Raw genomic sequence first — 16,492 nt, forward strand, 5'->3', positions numbered from 1 at the left:
CAGTCCCGCTGTTCCGGCAACCCAATTTGAGGCGGCCCTGCATTGCTGCCGCCCTTAACCCCGGACTTGACCGGATTGGCTCCCGATCTCCATATGGTCCCCCTTAGTGTGAATGACCGAAACTGGCCCGTCCCCCATGTCCGATAAGACTCCCGATCCTTCCGTCGCCGCCTTCAAGGAACAGCAGGACCGCTACCGCGATACCGTGTTCCTCCCCTGCACCGGTTTTCCGATGCGCGGCGGCCTGCCCAAGCGCGAGCCTGAAACGCTCGCCCGCTGGGCCGCGACGGGACTGGACGAAAAGATCCGCGAGGCCGGGAAGGGACGTCCCGTCTTCACGCTGCATGACGGACCGCCTTACGCCAACGGTCACATTCACATCGGACACGCCCTGAACAAGGTGATGAAGGACGTCATCAACCGCGCCCATCGCATGTCGGGGTATGAAGTCCGCTATCTTCCGGGCTGGGACTGCCACGGCCTGCCGATCGAATGGCGGATCGAGGAGCAGTATCGCAAGGCCGGCAAGGACAAGGATCAGGTGCCCCTGCTCCAGTTCCGCGCCGAATGCCGCCAGTACGCGGCCGAATGGGTGCAGAAGCAGGCCGAGGACTTCAAGCGCATCGGCGTTCAGGCCGAATGGGCCAACCGCTACGTGACGATGGACTTCAGCTCCGAAGCCAGGATCGTCGACGAAATCGGCAAGTTTCTGCTCAATGGCAGCCTCTATCGCGGCCTGCGCCCCGTCATGTGGAGCCCGGTCGAGAAGACCGCCCTGGCCGAAGCCGAAATCGAATATCACGACATCGACTCCACCACGATTTTCGTGGCCTTCCCGGTCATCAGGGACCCGACGCCCGCCCAAGCCCTGAACGGCGTGTCGGCCGTCATCTGGACGACCACGCCCTGGACCATCCCGGCCAACCGCGCGCTCGCTTACGGCCCGGACATCACCTATGTCGTCCTGCGTGTTGACGAGACGAACGAGAGCAGCATCGTCCCGCAGGGTGCCAAGCTGCTGGTGGCCGAAGACCGCGTGGAAGCATTCTGCACGGAGACGGGCATCACCGCCCATCACATCCTCTACACCCTGCCGGGCAACGGGCTTGAAGGCGCGGTCTGCGCCCATCCGCTGCGTGGCCGTGGCTATGAGTATGATGTGCCGATGCTGCCGGGCGATTTCGTCACGACCGATGCCGGTACGGGCCTCGTCCACATGGCGCCGTCCCACGGTCAGGACGACTTCATGCTCTGTCGCCAGTACGGCATCGAAGTCCCCGAACTGGTGGAAGACGACGGTCGTTACGCGCCGTGGGTTCCGCATCTCGCCGGCATCCATGTCTTCAAGGCCGTCGATCCGGTCTGTGACCTGCTGACCGAAGCCCGTCAGTCCGCCGAACATGACGATGCCCCCGCCACCGGCCTTATGGCGTGTGGGATGGTCCGTCATTCCTATCCGCATTCCTGGCGCTCCAAGGCCCCGATCATCTTCCGCGCCACGCCGCAGTGGTTCATTGCGATGGATGGCGAAACGAAGCTGCGCGAGAAATCCCTGAGCGCGTTGGACAACGTCACCTTCGTCCCCGAAGCGGCCCGTCGCCGTCTGACGTCCATGATCGAGCAGCGCCCGGACTGGTGCATCTCCCGCCAGCGCGCCTGGGGCGTGCCGATCGCGGTTTTTGTCGAGAAGCGCACCGGCGATGTCCTGCGCGATGCCGCCGTCATGCAACGGATCGTCGAGGCTTTCCGGGAAAAGGGCGCGGATATCTGGTATGAAGCCGACCCGGCGCTGTTCCTTGGCGCAGGCCGCGATCCCGCTGATTACGAACAGGTCTTCGACATCGTGGACGTCTGGTTCGAGAGCGGCTCGTCCCATCGTTTCGATCTGGGGCAGGAGGGGCTGAACTTCCCCGCCGACGTCTATCTTGAAGGCTCCGACCAGCATCGCGGCTGGTTCCAGTCCTCCCTGCTGGAAAGCGTCGGCACGATGGGCGTCGCGCCCTACAAGGCCCTCGTGACCAACGGCTTCGTCATGGACGAGCAGGGCCGCAAGATGTCCAAGTCTCTGGGCAATGTCGTGGCCCCGTCTGACGTGACCGACAGCCTCGGCGCGGACATCCTGCGTCTATGGGTTCTGAATTCCGACACGAACGAAGACCTTCGCATCGGGCAGGAAATCCTCAAGCAGCAGGGCGAACTTTACCGCCGCCTGCGCAACACGCTGCGCTGGCTGCTCGGCGCGCTCGATGGCTTCACGCCTGAAGAAGCCGTGTCTTATGCCGATCTGCCGCCGCTGGAGCAGTATATCCTGCACCGCCTGTCGGAACTGCGCGGCCTGATCTCCAGCGCGGTCGAAACGCATCAGTGGGTGGGTGTGTATCCGGCGCTGCACGGCTTCTGCACCACCGATCTCTCGGCATTCTATTTCGATATCCGCAAGGACGCGATCTATTGCGACGCCACATCCGATCCGACGCGCCGCGCGGCCCGCACGGTTCTGGACGTCCTGCACCGCGCGCTCTGCACCTGGCTCGCGCCTGTTCTCGTCTTCACGGCGGAAGAAGCCTGGCAGGCCCGCTTCGGCGAGAACGACAGCGTGCATCTCGCGCAGTTCTTCGAGCCGGACGCCGAATGGAACGACCCCGAACTCGGCAACCGCTGGGAAGACATCCGCGCCTATCGCCGTCTGGTCACGACCGAACTGGAAACGGCCCGCCGTGACGGCACGATCGGCTCCTCGCTCGAAGCCAGCGTCACTCTGCCGCTGTCGCAGGAGGAAGCCGGGATCTTCGGCGGTCTCGACTGGGCCGAACTGCTCATCACGTCCCATGCCGAAACCGAGCTGCTGCCGGGCGACACGGCCCATGGCGGCCCGCAGGTCGAGCGTGCGCCGGGCCATAAATGCGCCCGCTGCTGGAAAGTCCTGCCGGAAGTTGGCGAAAATGCCGAACATCCGGCCCTGTGCCGCCGCTGCATCGACGTGGTGAGCGCCTGATGTCCCTGTGGCATGACGGCATGAGCCGCACGGGGCGCATGGTTCTGGGTTTCGCCCTGCTGGTTCTGGTTCTCGTTCTGGATCAGGCCAGCAAGGACTGGATCCTTTATGTTTACCATCTGCCGGACCGGGGATCGGTCGAGATCCTGCCGTTCCTGAACTTCACGATGGTCTGGAACCATGCCGTGACGTTCGGCATGTTCGGCGGCCTCGGCAGCCGGGGGCCGTGGATCTTCTGCGCGGTCTCGCTGATCGCGGTGGGGCTTCTGGTCTGGACCCTGACCCGTACGAAGCGCACGCTGGTTGCCGCGTCCTGCGGCGCGATTGCAGGGGGCGCCGTCGGCAACGTCATCGACCGCCTGCGCTATGGCGCGGTCGTGGATTTCCTGCATGCCCATGCCTTCGGCTGGTCATGGTATGTCTTCAATATCGCGGATTCAGGGATCGTCTGCGGCGTTATCGTCTGGCTGATCGACTCCCTGCTCGCGGAACGTCAGGCCGCGGCCAAGTGATGCGATTGCGGAACTTGTTCCAATGGCTTGCCCCCGCGTCGCGCGGACTGTAGGAGTGTTGCATCATGATCGCGTCCCAGGGGCCCTCCATGCGTTGTAACCGTCTTTCCGTTGCCCGTCTCAGTGTCCAGATGGGTGCCATGGCTTCCGTCGGCCTGCTGCTTTCGGGCTGTTCGGGCGCCGATGTTTCGCGCGCGATCGGTCTCGAACGGGCCATGCCCGACGAGTACACGGTCACAACCCGCGCGCCCCTCTCCATGCCGCCTTCCGAGCAGATGCAGCTCCCCGGCGCCGCGGACGCCCATCGCCCGGACGAAAGCCCGCGCATGCAGGCGCTCGAAACCCTCTCGCCTGACACGGCCCTGCATCCGGATTCCGGCAAGGGCAGCACTGGCCAGACCGCACTGGTCGGACAGGTGGACAAGTCCGCCAGCGCGCCGAACAACGCCGAGCTTGGCGCGGCCGATGCCGGTTTCGTGGATAACCTGATGTTCTGGAAAGGCGGCAATGCCGGTTCCGTCGTTGATGGTGACGCCGAAAACCGCCGTATCCGCGAGAACTCGGCGCTGGGCCGCAACCCCGCAACGGGTGCGACCCCGACGGTCCGCAAGAAGAAAGCCTTCCTCGGCGTTCTCTGAAGTACCTTCCGTCCCGTCGGCCCCTGATTGGGCGGACGGGACGGCTCTGTCTGCCGTCCGGCTCCTGTCCGGACGATGAGGAGGCATCGTGTCCGAGGCCCCGTCCTTTTCCCGCCCCACGATCCGTCGTCTTTCCGGCCACGTTATCGATCTGATCGCGGCCGGTGAAGTCATCGAGCGTCCCGCTGCCGCTCTGAAGGAGCTGGTCGAGAACGCCATTGATGCCGGGGCAACCCGCATCGTGGTCGCTCTACGTGCCGGCGGGACAGACCGGATCGACGTCACGGATAATGGCTGTGGCATGACCCCGGTCGAGCTGGAACTGGCTGTCGAGCGCCACTGCACCTCCAAACTTCAGGACGATCATCTCGTCCAGATCCGCACGCTCGGCTTCCGGGGCGAAGCACTGCCCTCCATTGGCGCCAGCGCACGGCTTTCCATCACCTCCCGCACGCCGGACTCTGACACGGCCTGGTGCATCCGCGTCGATGGCGGTGTCATCACCTCGCCGCAGCCCGCCTCCGGCCCGGTCGGCACGCGCATCGTCGTGACGGATCTGTTCTTCGCCACCCCGGCGCGGCGCAAGTTTCTTAAAAGCGCGCGCGTCGAGAGCGGGCATGCCGAGTCTGTCATGCGGCGGCTGGCTTTGTCCGCGCCTCATTGCGCCATGCGTGTTCTGCTGGACGACAAGGTCCTGTTCGACCTCCCCGAACAAAGCCCGATCAGCCGTGCGGCCTCCATCCTCGATACCACCCCCGACACATTGATCCCGCTCGACGAACAGCGCGGGGCCGTGCGTCTGTCAGGATTCGCCTGTGGTCCGGCCCGTACCCGCGCCACCGGATCGGGTCAGTTCATTCTGGTCAACAACCGGCCGGTGACGGACCCGATGCTGCGGACCGCCATCCGCGTGGCCTATCGTCCCGTCATCGAACGCGGCCGCTTCCCGGTCATGGCGCTGCATCTGAAAGTGCCGCTGGAACGACTGGACGTGAACGTCCATCCCGCGAAGACCGAACTGCGTTTCGCTGACGAAGCCGAAATCCGCTCCCTCGTGATCGGTGGTCTGGGCCGGGCGCTGGGCCATGGCTCGAAGGGCGGCGGCGGCATCCATGCGAGTTTCGCCTCGCGTTCCTCCATCGTCTATCCGCCTCGGCCGCCGGAAATCCGCCCGCCGGGGACTTCTGCGACGGCTCCCGCGCTCCCGTTGCAGGCCAGCCTTCCCACGGCCTCTACGCCGCATTCTCCGCAAGCTGCGCCCCGCCAGGGTTTTGCGGAAACGGACCCCGCTTTCGCTCCCGCAGCCCGTGCCCCGCAGCAGCCCGAGGCGCTCGATCCCGCATTCCCGCTTGGCGCGTCCATCGCGCAGGTTTTCGACACCTACATTCTCGCGCTCGCCCCTGATGGCGACCTGATCCTCGTGGACCAGCATGCGGCCCATGAACGCCTGGCCCATGAGCGTCTGCGCGAACAATATGCGAGCGGGGGCACCCTGCGCGCGCAGGCCCTCCTCCTGCCCGAAGTGGTGGATCTGCCCCGCCGCGAGGCCGAGGCCCTCATGGCGCGGGCTGAGGATCTGGCCAGGCTCGGGATCGACCTCGAATCCTTCGGTCCCGGCAGTGTCCTGCTGCGTTCGGTTCCGGCCCTTCTGGGCGCGCAGGATATTCAGGGACTTCTGAAGGACATCGCTGACGAACTGGCCAGTGACCCGGATCTGGACGCCGCCAGTACGGGAAGTTTCGCGCATCATCTGGACGCCATTCTCGCGCGGATGGCCTGTCATGGCAGTATCCGCGCAGGTCGTCGGCTCAAGCCCGAAGAAATGGATGCCCTGCTGCGGGAGATGGAACGCACTCCGCGTGCCAATACCTGCTCTCATGGACGGCCGACATGGCTCCGGTTGACACGACGGGAACTTGAACGTCTCTTTGGGCGCGTAAAATAACACGCAGGGTTGAAGAGTGGTTTCTTGTAACCCCATGTTAGGACCAGCGGCGATCACTTTGCCGGCAGGAAAGACAACAGAATGTCAGTGTCACTACAAGGCAGTTCCGAGGCCAGCGATGCCTCGCTCATCCACTCCCTTCGTGCCATTCTCGGTGCGCGACATGTCCTGACGGCTCCCTCCGCGACCTATCGCTTCCGCAAGGGGTTCCGCTTCGGCATGGGAGACGTGGTGGCGGTGCTTCAGCCGGGCTGCCTTGTCGAACTCTGGCGTGCCGCGAAGCTCTGTGCCGAGTCTGGTCGGATCATCATCATGCAGGCCGCCAATACGGGCCTGACCGGCGGCTCCACCCCTGACGGCAACGATTATGATCGCGGCGTGGTCATCATCAGCACGAACCGTCTGGACGGCATCCACCTGATCGGCGAGGGCAGGCAGGTCGTGTGCCTGCCCGGCTCCACCCTGCATGATCTGGAAGACAAACTCGCTGCCATCGGCCGTGAGCCACATTCCGTGATCGGCTCGTCCTGTATCGGCGCGTCGGTTCTGGGTGGTGTGAGCAACAATTCCGGCGGCGCGCTGGTCCAGCGTGGTCCGGCCTTCACCGAAATGGCCCTGTTTGGCCAGATGGGCCCGGACGGCAAGCTGCACCTCGTCAACCATCTGGGTATCCGTATTGAAGGCAATCCCGAGCAGATCCTTGCCGCCGTGCAGGCCGGTCAGCTTCCGGAAAATGCCATCGACTGGAACGCCGGACGCGGTCATGACGAGAACTATGCCGCCCATGTCCGCGACGTGGACGCCGACACCCCCGCCCGTTTCAATGCCGATCCCAGCCGCTGGTACGAAGCCGCGGGATGCGCGGGCAAATTGGTCGTGTTCGCGGTCCGTCTGGACACGTTCGAAGCGAACAAAAACCCGGCCGTGTTCTATATCGGGACGAACAACACATCCGATCTCGAAGACCTGCGTCGTCATGTCCTGACCCATTTTGACGAGTTGCCGATCGCCGGTGAATACCTGCATCGCGATGCGTTCAATATTGCCGAAAAATACGGCAAGGACACGTTTGCGGTCATCCGCTATTTCGGCACGAAATACCTGCCGATGTTCTTCTCCATGAAGTCCCGGTTCGACGTTTTCGCGCAGCGCCTGCCATTCCTGTCCGATCATTTCAGCGATCTGGCGATGCAGTTCCTCAGCCGCTTCCTGCCGAAACAGCTTCCCCAGCGCATGTGCGACTACCGGGACCGCTTCGAGCATCATTTGATGCTCAAGGTCTCCGCCCACATGACCGCGCCTGTCCGCGCCTATCTGGAGCAGTGGGCCTCAAGCACGGGTGGTGCCTTCTTCGAATGTACGCCGGATGAAGGCACGCGCGCCTTTCTGCACCGCTTCGCCGCAGCCGGTGCCGCCGTGCGGTATCGTGCGGTCCACACGAAAACCGCTGAAGATATCGTGGCGCTCGACGTTGCCCTGCGCCGCAATGACCGTGAGTGGTTCGAGGTCCTTCCCAGGGAAATCGAGGACCGGATCATCGTCAAACTCTATTACGGCCACTTCTTCTGCCACGTGATGCACCAGGATTACGTGATCAAGAAGGGCTACAACGCCATGCAGGTGGAGCACGACATGCTCCCCGGACTGGACGCGCGTGGCGCGCGTTATCCGGCGGAACACAATGTCGGTCATCTCTACAAGGCGCCGGACGAGATGGTTGCCCATTACCGCAGCCTCGATCCCTGCAACTGCTTCAATCCGGGTATCGGTCTGGCCACGAAGAAGCGGAACTGGGTTGCCGAGAGCGTCTGACGCGCTCCCGGTTCTCTTTCAGAATGCGGCGGTCAGGTTCATGTTGAAGGACCGCCCCATTCCCGGCAACGGCCCCAGAATGCCCGTGGCGTCATAGCCACCCAGTGAGAGGCCGCCGAGCGGCAGGTAGTATCTCTGGTTCAGCACGTTCGCCAGTTCGGCATTGAGCGTGAAATACCGCCAGCGATAGCTCCCCCCAAGCCCCAGCAGCGCATAGCCCGGCGTGCGGGGTTCGTTGCGCAGCCAGTCCACGGTGTCCTTGGATTTCACGAGCGTTACTTCGACACGACCAGTCCAGTTCTCATAGGTCTCGTGCAGCCCGATCAGACCGTTCGCAGGCATCTGGTGATACAGCCCCGAATGCGTGACCAGATCCACACCGCGCACCCAGTTGATGTTGCCGACCAGTTCGCCCCGTCCATAGGCCGTCCTGTCCCACAGGCGCACGGATCCTGAGGCGTTGATGCCATAGCTCTGGGCATTATGGTTGACGAAGCCCAGCATCGACAGGCCATTCGAGAAGCTGCGCAGCCGCCGGACGTTAATGTAGTTGTGCGTATAGGTATAAAACGGCTGGATCTTCAGATCCCAGCGCTGGGCGGGGGTCGGATCATGCCAGTCCACCGTGACGCTGGCCGTATTGGCGACCTCGGGGGACAGGTTCAGGTTCCCTACATAGCCATTGCCGTCGCCAAACCAGCCGATCATCCGCGTTGCCATGCTGCCCCTGCCCCAGGCATAACGCTCATACAGGTTTGGCGAGCGCGTCTTGCGGGCATAGCCGCCTTCGATGGACAGGCTGTCCAGCGGCTTCCAGCGTCCTGTCGCGGTCACGTCGAAATTGACATCCGTGCGCCCGCGTGACGCCTGGTTGAACCGCTTCGCCGCCATCGCATCCGCCATGGACATCATCCCGGTCCAGGAATAGGGCGCGACCTTGCCGGTATTCATCATCACCAGATCGTTGCGAAATCCGAGCTGCGTGGAAAAGCGGGGCAGCCACTGCGCGTCCCATTCCGCGAAATGACCCAGCCGGTCCCGATGGCCGTTATTGATGTTGTGATAGGTGCCTGGCCCCATCATTTTGCTACCCTGAAGCGGCGGCCACCAGTCATTCAACCCGTTATGGTCAAAAGAGCTGCCCAGTTTGAGCGTATGCTTCAGCCCGAGCGGGATTGTCGCTTTGATCGCATAGGTCGCCGTCCGCGCATCCGTGTTCATCGGCATACCCGTAGTCGCACTATGGCCGCCCTTGTCCGAGAGCATGTTCATGACATGAGTCACCCGCTGCCAGGAGCCACGGACATCCAGCGTGCCCCAGTTGAAGTCGCCCTTGTACTTGCCGTTCACGAAGGTGGAGCGGTTGTTCGTCATATCCATGTACTGGTTGGGAAAACCCTCGTAGGGGATGTCCTGCTGACCGAAAGTCAGGGCCAGAAGATGGTTGGCCTTCTTCACGCCAAGCGTCACGGCATGGTTGAAGCTCAGATACTCGGTGGACCGCACGCGCTGCCCGTTCCCGCCTGCCTGATAGTCGCTGGCATGGGAATAGGACGCGGTATAGCGCAGACTGAACATGTCATTGGCGACCGTCAGGGACCCTGAAGCTCCCGAACCGCCGCCATTGCTGCGATAATCGCCCCGCACATGACCCGTCACAAGGATATTGCCTGTCTTGGCGAACAGGGGATCTTTGCGCTCGATCTCGACGGTCCCGCCGATGCTGTCTCCGCCCAGACTCACGGGCGTGATCCCCGCAATCGCCACCGCACGCGAAACGCTGTCGGGATCGACATAGGACATGGCGGGATTCATATGGTTCGGACAGGCAGCATCAATCCGCATGCCGTCCACGAGCGTCGCCACCCTGTCGTCGGCCATACCGTTCAGGACGGGTAGGGCGGAGACACCGCCTGCGGAATAGGTGCTGTACCCGAGTGCATGGTCCAGGAGATGCGCCGTATCCGCGCTCGTCGTCCGGGGCTGGCGTACGCCATTGACCCTCAGATGCTCAGCCTTGGCGGACTCGACGGACTCCGGCTGGGAGAGGGCATCCTGTGCGGACGCCGCAGAAAAGGCACTCAGGGCAAAGAAAATGGCCGTCAGGCACTGGCGCGCATAACCTGCGTCCGTGCGGGTCCTGTAAAGGGGGAGCATGATCCACATCCTCGACTGATCTGAAATCCAGCCACGGCGGATCACGCCCGGCAGGCTGTCCCGAAAGCGACAGACCGCAGGCAGTTTCTTCCTCCGCCATGACCACGATGGGGGTCAGACGAGGCGGGGTGGCCCTCGGGAGGGGGGAAGCAGTCGCCAGATCGCGGGCGGCGCACGCGGCGCACCGGGCGTCTGGCGGATCTGGCGTCCTGGGGTCCCACAGGCCGGCAGCACAGGCAGGCTGGCCAGAATGACCGCCAGAAGCTGTAACAGGGGGCAAAGCGGGCAGGTGCCGTCATGCGAATGGTGATGATGTCGATGTGCGGCGGTCATGCCGGGCATCGGCCCGGACATCTGTTCCGTCACCACCATGGGAGACGGTGCAATGTCGATGCCCGTCAGGCGCTCGATCGTGGCCCGGGGACTTTCTTCGGGATAGGAACATCCCTGAAGAACAAGCTGCCCCAGAAACCCCAGAAGAACCACGGCGATGACTGCAAGCGCAGACAGACCGGACCGTCGGTTCGAAGGGGAAAAGAGGCGGGACATAACGCCCGCATCTGGCGCCTGCATCCCCTGCCGGTCAAGAGAGCGGAATACGTCCCGACCCTATATTTCTGTCTGTTTTCAACTTCGCTAGTGCAGGGACTTCTGCCGTCCTGTCAGCACATTCCCGGCCGAGGCTGCGGCAATACACAGCACGCCCGTCCAGCGCATCGCGGACAGGGCCTCATGCAGGAACACGAATCCTGACAGAGCGCCCAGCATCGGCTCCATGCTCAGCAGGATCCCCAGGTCGCGCGGGCTCAGGCTTCGCATCGCCATCATGTCCAGAATATACGGCACCGCCGAAGAAAGGACCGCCACGCTCAGTGCCGCCCCTCCCTGCCAGGGATGGGTCAGGACCGTCGGGATCGTCGGGACCAGACAGGGCAGGAGCAGAATTCCCGCCGTACTCATGCCCAGTGTCGTGGCGACGGGGGCCGGGAAGATTTTCCCCATCCGCGTGCCGGTCAGGATATAGACCACCCAGCCGCACCCGCTCAGAAGGGCCGCCGCGACCCCGAACAGATTGAGCGACGCCAGACCCACCGTCGGTCCCTCGGGTCGCAGCAGCAGGAACAGCCCCGCGACCACCAGCCCCGCCCAGCACAGATCCAGCCAGCGGCGGGAACCGACCAGCGCGAGCGTCAGAGGGCCTGTGAACTCAAGGGCGACGACCACACCCAGCGGCAGCCGCACCAGCGCCGCGTAAAAGCAGAAATTCATGATCGCGACAGAAGCGCCATAAGGCAGCAGCAGCTTCAGCCGCTCGACCGTCAGCGTGCCAGGCGTCGGCCGCCAGATGCACAGCAGGATGAGCGCCGCCAGACAGACGCGCAGCCCCACCATGCCGGTCGGGCCAAACAGCGGAAACAGCCCTTTTGCCAGCGTTGCGCCGATCTGAAAGGAGGAAATTCCTCCGATCAGACATCCGACGGCCTTGAGCTGGCTCTGGGACTCCGTGGAACCGGCCTGTAACGACACGCTCAGACGTCGAGTTCGTCAACGGAACGGGCATGTTCCTGAATGAAGCGGAACCGCAGTTCCGGCTTGCGGCCCATCAGGCTTTCCACACGCTCGCTGGTCACCAGACGGTCCTCAGGCGGCGTGATGACGCGCAGAAGCGTCCGCCGGGCCGGGTCCATGGTCGTTTCCTTGAGATCCTTCACCGGCATTTCGCCCAGACCCTTGAAGCGGGAGACCTCGACCTTCGCATTCGGCTTGAAGTCGGCTTTGATGCGCCGAACACGGTCCTGATCGTCCATCGCATAGACCGTCTTGGGCCCATGTGTGATGCGATAGAGCGGCGGTTGCGCCAGATGCAGATGCCCCTGACGGATCAGTTCCGGCATTTCGCGATAGAAGAACGTCATCAGAAGCGAAGCGATATGCGCTCCGTCCACGTCGGCATCCGTCATGATGATGACGCGCCCGTAGCGCAGACGGCTGATATCGAACGACGCCCCGATGCCGCAGCCCAGAGCTTCCGTCAGATCCCGAAGCTCCTGATTGGCCCGCAGCTTGTCGGTCGTGGCGGAAGCCACGTTGAGGATCTTCCCTCGCAGCGGCAGCACGGCCTGCGTCTCGCGGTCACGCGCCTGACGCGCCGACCCACCGGCCGATTCGCCTTCCACGAGGAACAGCTCCGTCTCCGCCGCATTTTCGCGCGTGCAGTCCGTCAGCTTTCCCGGGAGACGCAGCTTGCGTGTCGCGCTTTTGCGGGCCGTGTCTTTGACTTCACGACGGCGCAGACGCTCTTCCGCGCGTTCCACCATGAACGTCAGCAGACTGTCCGCCTGTTGCGGATTGCCACCCAGCCAGTGATCCACTCGGTCGCGCAGCGCGCCCTCGACCAGCCGCGATGCTTCCTGCGAAGTCAGCTTGTCCTTGGTCTGGCCCTGGAACTGCGGGTCGCGGATGAAGACCGAGAGCTTGGCCGCCACGGAGCCGAGAACATCCTCGGCCGAGATTGCAGCGGCTCGTTTGACCTTACGCTGGTCGCCCCACGCGCGCAGCCCCTTGACCAGGGCCGCGCGGAACCCGGCCTCATGCGTTCCGCCCTGAGGCGTGGGAATCGTGTTGCAAAACGAGGAGAGCGAGGCCGTACCGCTTTCAAGGAACGCCACCGCCCATTCCACCCGGCCGCCTGTACGGCCGTCTGCCGCAATCGGCAGCTCGACGTCGCCGGCCCAGATCGGCGTCAGAAGATCCGGATCGGGCCCGAGTTCCGCCGAAAGGGCGTCTTCCAGTCCGTTGGGGAACTGGATAGTGGCCTCGATCGGCGTCTCGTCTCCGGCCTTGATAAGGGAGGGCTCGCATTTCCACTGGATCGTCACCCCCCGGAACAGCGCCGCCTTGGAGCAGCACATCCGGTAGAGGCGCGCAGGGGAGAAATGATGATTGCCGAAGATTTCCGGGTCGGGCGTAAACCGCACCGTCGTTCCGCGACGGTTGGGCGCATTGCCGATTTCCGCCAGAGGTGCCAGCGAGACACCGCGCACGAAGTCCTGCCGGTACAGCGTCCGGTCCCGTGCGACCTCGACTTCCAGCTTCTCGGACAGCGCATTGACGACCGAACTGCCGACGCCATGCAGGCCGCCGGAGGTGTCATAGGCCTTGCCGGAGAACTTTCCACCCGCATGCAGCGTGGTGAAAATCACCTCAAGCGCGGATTTGTCGGGAAATTTCGGATGGGGATCGGTCGGGATGCCACGGCCATTGTCGCGCACCATGAGCGTGCGCGGGCCTTCCAGCCGCACGTCGATGGTCGTGGCGTGCCCCGCCACAGCTTCATCCATCGCGTTATCGAGGATCTCGGAGGCCAGATGATGATACGCGGTATCATCCGTGCCGCCGATATACATGCCCGGACGGCGCCGGACGGGCTCAAGCCCTTCCAGCACCTCGATGTCGTGGGCGCCATATTCCGTGTCGACCGTGCCCTTGCGGGCGCCGCCGGTCCGGGTTTTGCCTGTCTTTCCTGACTCGAACAGATCGCTCATGTCTGCGTTGTCGCCGTCCCGTCACGGAACGTCAAGCGAACGCTTCGCGACAGGATCAGAGAGTGGCTCAGGCGCGGTTCGTGTGGCGGGTGGCTGCCCGCTTCGTCACGCCCTTGCGGGAGTGGCGGTCAATGGTCGCCGGAGCCTCGCAGCTCTCATAGGAGGCAGGCTGCGCCACGTCCTTGGCCTCGGCGTAGTGCGCCAGATCGGACGAGGATTCGAGAGCATTGATCTCGTCGAACATGGCTTCGCGCTGCTGGCAGAAGACGGTTCCGGATTTCAGGCCGCCCAGCGACTGGATGTCGGCGAGCTGCGTGATGTAGTCATCGTGCTCAACCTGCGCACGACGGCCATAGGTCGTGTGGAAATAGCTTTTCAGACGCTCGTCCGCGCTCAGCAGGGCCGGACGGAACTTGCTGACGAAAGCATTGTAGCGGTCCTGGGCCTTGCAGGACAGCGCCGTCACCATCAGCTCGGATTTCAGTCCCGCCACGTCGAAAGCCTCGTGGGCGGGCGAATTGCCACAGTCCGCCGCGCGGGCGGACAGGGGATGAACGGCAGCAAGCGTCGCGCAGGAAAGTCCGGCGGCAAGCAGGCTTTTGACAGAACGGCGAAAGATCGACGGCATTGACAGACTCCACAAGACCGGATCGACCGGCCACAACCACTGGAACAGACTACCCGCGGTCGACCCCCCGCGAAAGCTGATTCTGCGTCTGAGGAACGTGCGGCAAGCCCTTAATGCGAAACATGATTTCATGGCAGAAAATTGGCGCTCTCCATCTCAACGCCAATTTATCGCGCCGGGGGCATAAAATACCGTCAAAATGGCGACAGCTCCTTTATGCAGCCTTTCGCCCCGTGCTGTCCTGTTCTACATCCGAACGTCTGTCCGCCGTGAAAACGCGGCCTGTCCAGTCACGATGCGTTGGAGTTGACCGTGCGTCTGCGAGGTTCTGTCATTACCCTGGGTTCGGCACTGGCCGTTTCCCTGCTTCTCTCCGGTTGTGCCCAACAGCCGATCGTCCAGCGTTCCGTGGCCCCGAATCCCTTCGGCTACCAGCGGACATCTGCCGTCTGTCACGTCTCCGCCGTCAAGAAGGCCGCTGATGGCACGATGAGCGTGGATATGACGGTCCGCAGCGATGATGGTCTGTGCTCCATCGCCATCCAGAAGCCGCTGGGCGGTAACTACGCCTCTTTCGGCGTCAATCCTCCGCCGACACACGGCAAGGCCTTCCTCTATAATTATGACGGCAAGACCTATGTGGATTACACGCCGGCCACAGCCTATGCCGGAACGGACTCGTTCACGGCGGAGCTGATCCCCGGCGGCGGCCAGAAGCGCGAGCATCTGACGATCCACGCCACGGTGGACGCAACAGGCGTCGTTGTCGCCAGACCACCCGCAGTTGTTGCTCCGACGCCCGCAAAGACGACGGCCAGGAAAGCCACCGTGCATCATACGGTTCGTCACAAAAAATAAGTCTTTTCCATCACGTCGATGGGTTTGAACGGGCGGGGAGGTTTCTCTCCGCCCTTTTTTATGCCGGAAGGGCGTTAGCAGACGTAAAAAACCGGCGACCTTGGGAGAAGCCGCCGGCTGACGAGGAATCCGCGTCTGTTTGCAGACCTTACTTGAAATCGATTTCCACGCGGCGGTTCTGCGGCTCGCGGGTGTTGGCGGCGGTGACCACCAGTGGATGGCTCTCGCCGAAGCCCTGCGTCGTAATGAGGCCAGCGGCCACGCCATCACGGACCAGCTCTTCCTTGACCGTGTTCGCGCGACGCTGCGAGAGCGCCATGTTGTAGGCCTCGCCACGATGTCCCGGATGGGCGGCTGAGGTGTCGGTATAGCCGCTGACCTCGATATGCGTGATCTGTACGGAGGTGGAGTTGCGGGCCGCGGCGGCCACAACGGCTTTTGCGCGGGTGCTCAGTTCAGCCGAATCCCAGTCGAAGAACACCAGATAGGTGCGGGTGGGCGCAGGGCCCGGGATCGGCATGGGAGCCGCAACCGGCTTGGGCGGCGGGGGAGCGGGATTGAACTCGTAGCGCAGCCCCAGCATCAGAGAATGGTTGAAGTCCGTGCGGGTATCGCGGTTGCCACTGGACACCCCGAATTCCTTGATCTTGTCCCAGCCGCCATAGATTCCCGTCGCCGTGGCATGGTGCCCGTTCGGGCCCATCAGCGTGTAGAAGCGGTACTCGGCGGTGGCGGACAGACCCACAACCCAGGGGACGGGGAAGGAAAGGCCGAAGATGCCCTGATAGGCGAAGTTCCCGGACGTGCCGCCCACATGCTGGTCAAAGGCGCCGTTCGGGGCATGAACATAGGTGTTCATGGCCTGCCAGCCATAGCCGATGCCCGCGCCGAAATACGGGAAGACCCAGGACTTGCCGATATCCATGTCGAACAGGGCATTGGCCATGACGCCATAGCCCTGCTGACGGCCACCGACGGAAGACGGGAACGTGCTGGAGCGGAACTGCTGCAGACGGTTGTTGCGGTAGTTGCCCTCGATTTCCACGCGGAATCCGTTTCCAAGGCCGTAGCCCAGACTGCCGATGCCGGTCACGCCCGCCTGATAGTGATCCCGCCCGCTCGGAAAGACAGGCGACAGGCGCGCGGTCTGGTCCTGGTTGAAGCTCGCTCCGCCTTCTCCCGCGATGTACAGACCTTTGACGGGCTGCGCAGTTGCGGTTTCCATGACGAGTCCCATGACAAACATCGAAACGCCTGCTGTGAACCCGGCTCGGGTCAGCCAGGTCCTGACAACGGATCGCTGCGTCATGTCCATTTCTCTCCAACCAGCCAAATCTTGTGTGTGTTCTTGCCGAAAGCTCGGGCGATGGCAACGCACCACACAGCACAATGCCGCATCATA

General features: G+C 63.3%; 12 protein-coding genes. 6 read left to right on the forward strand and 6 right to left on the reverse strand.

Going from position 1 to position 16,492, the window contains the following annotated elements; translation table 11 throughout:
• Positions 1-136 precede the first annotated feature (136 nt).
• From ileS to dld, 5 genes are all read left to right on the forward strand, one after another.
• Positions 137-2,995, forward strand: coding sequence for an isoleucine--tRNA ligase (gene ileS, locus GFJ39_RS07300; RefSeq protein ID WP_153430711.1), 2,859 nt, complete (start codon positions 137-139; stop codon positions 2,993-2,995).
• The gene (gene lspA / locus GFJ39_RS07305) at positions 2,995-3,507 is read left to right on the forward strand and encodes a signal peptidase II (RefSeq protein ID WP_153430712.1); all 513 of its coding nucleotides are present in this window, start codon (positions 2,995-2,997) and stop codon (positions 3,505-3,507) included. Before ileS ends, lspA begins: the two co-directional genes overlap by 1 nt.
• 65 nt (positions 3,508-3,572) lie before the next feature.
• Positions 3,573-4,145 (forward strand): DUF3035 domain-containing protein, encoded by a 573-nt coding sequence (locus GFJ39_RS07310; protein WP_153430713.1) that lies wholly within the window; start codon positions 3,573-3,575, stop codon positions 4,143-4,145.
• A gap of 88 nt (positions 4,146-4,233) precedes the next feature.
• On the forward strand, positions 4,234-6,090 hold the full coding sequence (gene mutL, locus GFJ39_RS07315) for a DNA mismatch repair endonuclease MutL (protein WP_325062865.1): 1,857 nt from the start codon (positions 4,234-4,236) through the stop codon (positions 6,088-6,090).
• A gap of 81 nt (positions 6,091-6,171) precedes the next feature.
• Positions 6,172-7,902: a D-lactate dehydrogenase gene (gene dld / locus GFJ39_RS07320; RefSeq protein WP_153430714.1), complete on the forward strand. Its 1,731-nt coding sequence runs from the start codon at positions 6,172-6,174 to the stop codon at positions 7,900-7,902.
• A gap of 18 nt (positions 7,903-7,920) precedes the next feature.
• Here the strand turns inward: dld and GFJ39_RS07325 are convergent, their stop codons facing one another.
• From GFJ39_RS07325 to GFJ39_RS07345, 5 genes are all read right to left on the reverse strand, one after another.
• Positions 7,921-10,059 carry a TonB-dependent receptor gene (locus GFJ39_RS07325; protein WP_153430715.1) on the reverse strand — a complete coding sequence of 713 codons (2,139 nt, stop codon included), beginning with the start codon at positions 10,057-10,059 and terminating at the stop codon, positions 7,921-7,923.
• A gap of 114 nt (positions 10,060-10,173) precedes the next feature.
• Positions 10,174-10,608 (reverse strand): DUF2946 family protein, encoded by a 435-nt coding sequence (locus tag GFJ39_RS07330; protein ID WP_153430716.1) that lies wholly within the window; start codon positions 10,606-10,608, stop codon positions 10,174-10,176.
• 87 nt (positions 10,609-10,695) lie between these two features.
• A complete protein-coding gene (locus GFJ39_RS07335; protein WP_325062866.1) occupies positions 10,696-11,586 on the reverse strand; it encodes an EamA family transporter in 891 nt (296 codons plus the stop codon).
• Positions 11,587-11,588: 2 nt separating this feature from the next.
• The gene (gene parE, locus GFJ39_RS07340; protein WP_153430718.1) at positions 11,589-13,604 is read right to left on the reverse strand and encodes a DNA topoisomerase IV subunit B; all 2,016 of its coding nucleotides are present in this window, start codon (positions 13,602-13,604) and stop codon (positions 11,589-11,591) included.
• 67 nt (positions 13,605-13,671) lie between these two features.
• Positions 13,672-14,232 carry a hypothetical protein gene (locus tag GFJ39_RS07345; RefSeq protein WP_153430719.1) on the reverse strand — a complete coding sequence of 187 codons (561 nt, stop codon included), beginning with the start codon at positions 14,230-14,232 and terminating at the stop codon, positions 13,672-13,674.
• A 312-nt stretch (positions 14,233-14,544) separates the two neighbouring features.
• Between GFJ39_RS07345 and GFJ39_RS07350 the strand changes: the two genes are divergently transcribed.
• A complete protein-coding gene (locus tag GFJ39_RS07350; RefSeq protein ID WP_325062867.1) occupies positions 14,545-15,090 on the forward strand; it encodes an Ig-like domain-containing protein in 546 nt (181 codons plus the stop codon).
• A 148-nt stretch (positions 15,091-15,238) separates the two neighbouring features.
• Here the strand turns inward: GFJ39_RS07350 and GFJ39_RS07355 are convergent, their stop codons facing one another.
• Entirely contained in the window at positions 15,239-16,399 is a 1,161-nt protein-coding gene (locus tag GFJ39_RS07355) for an OmpA family protein (protein WP_153430720.1), read from the reverse strand.
• Between the last annotated feature and the right edge of the window lie 93 nt (positions 16,400-16,492).

It is taken from the genome of Gluconobacter aidae, from assembly GCF_009547075.1.
In the GTDB taxonomy this organism is placed as follows: Bacteria; Pseudomonadota; Alphaproteobacteria; order Acetobacterales; family Acetobacteraceae; genus Gluconobacter; species Gluconobacter aidae.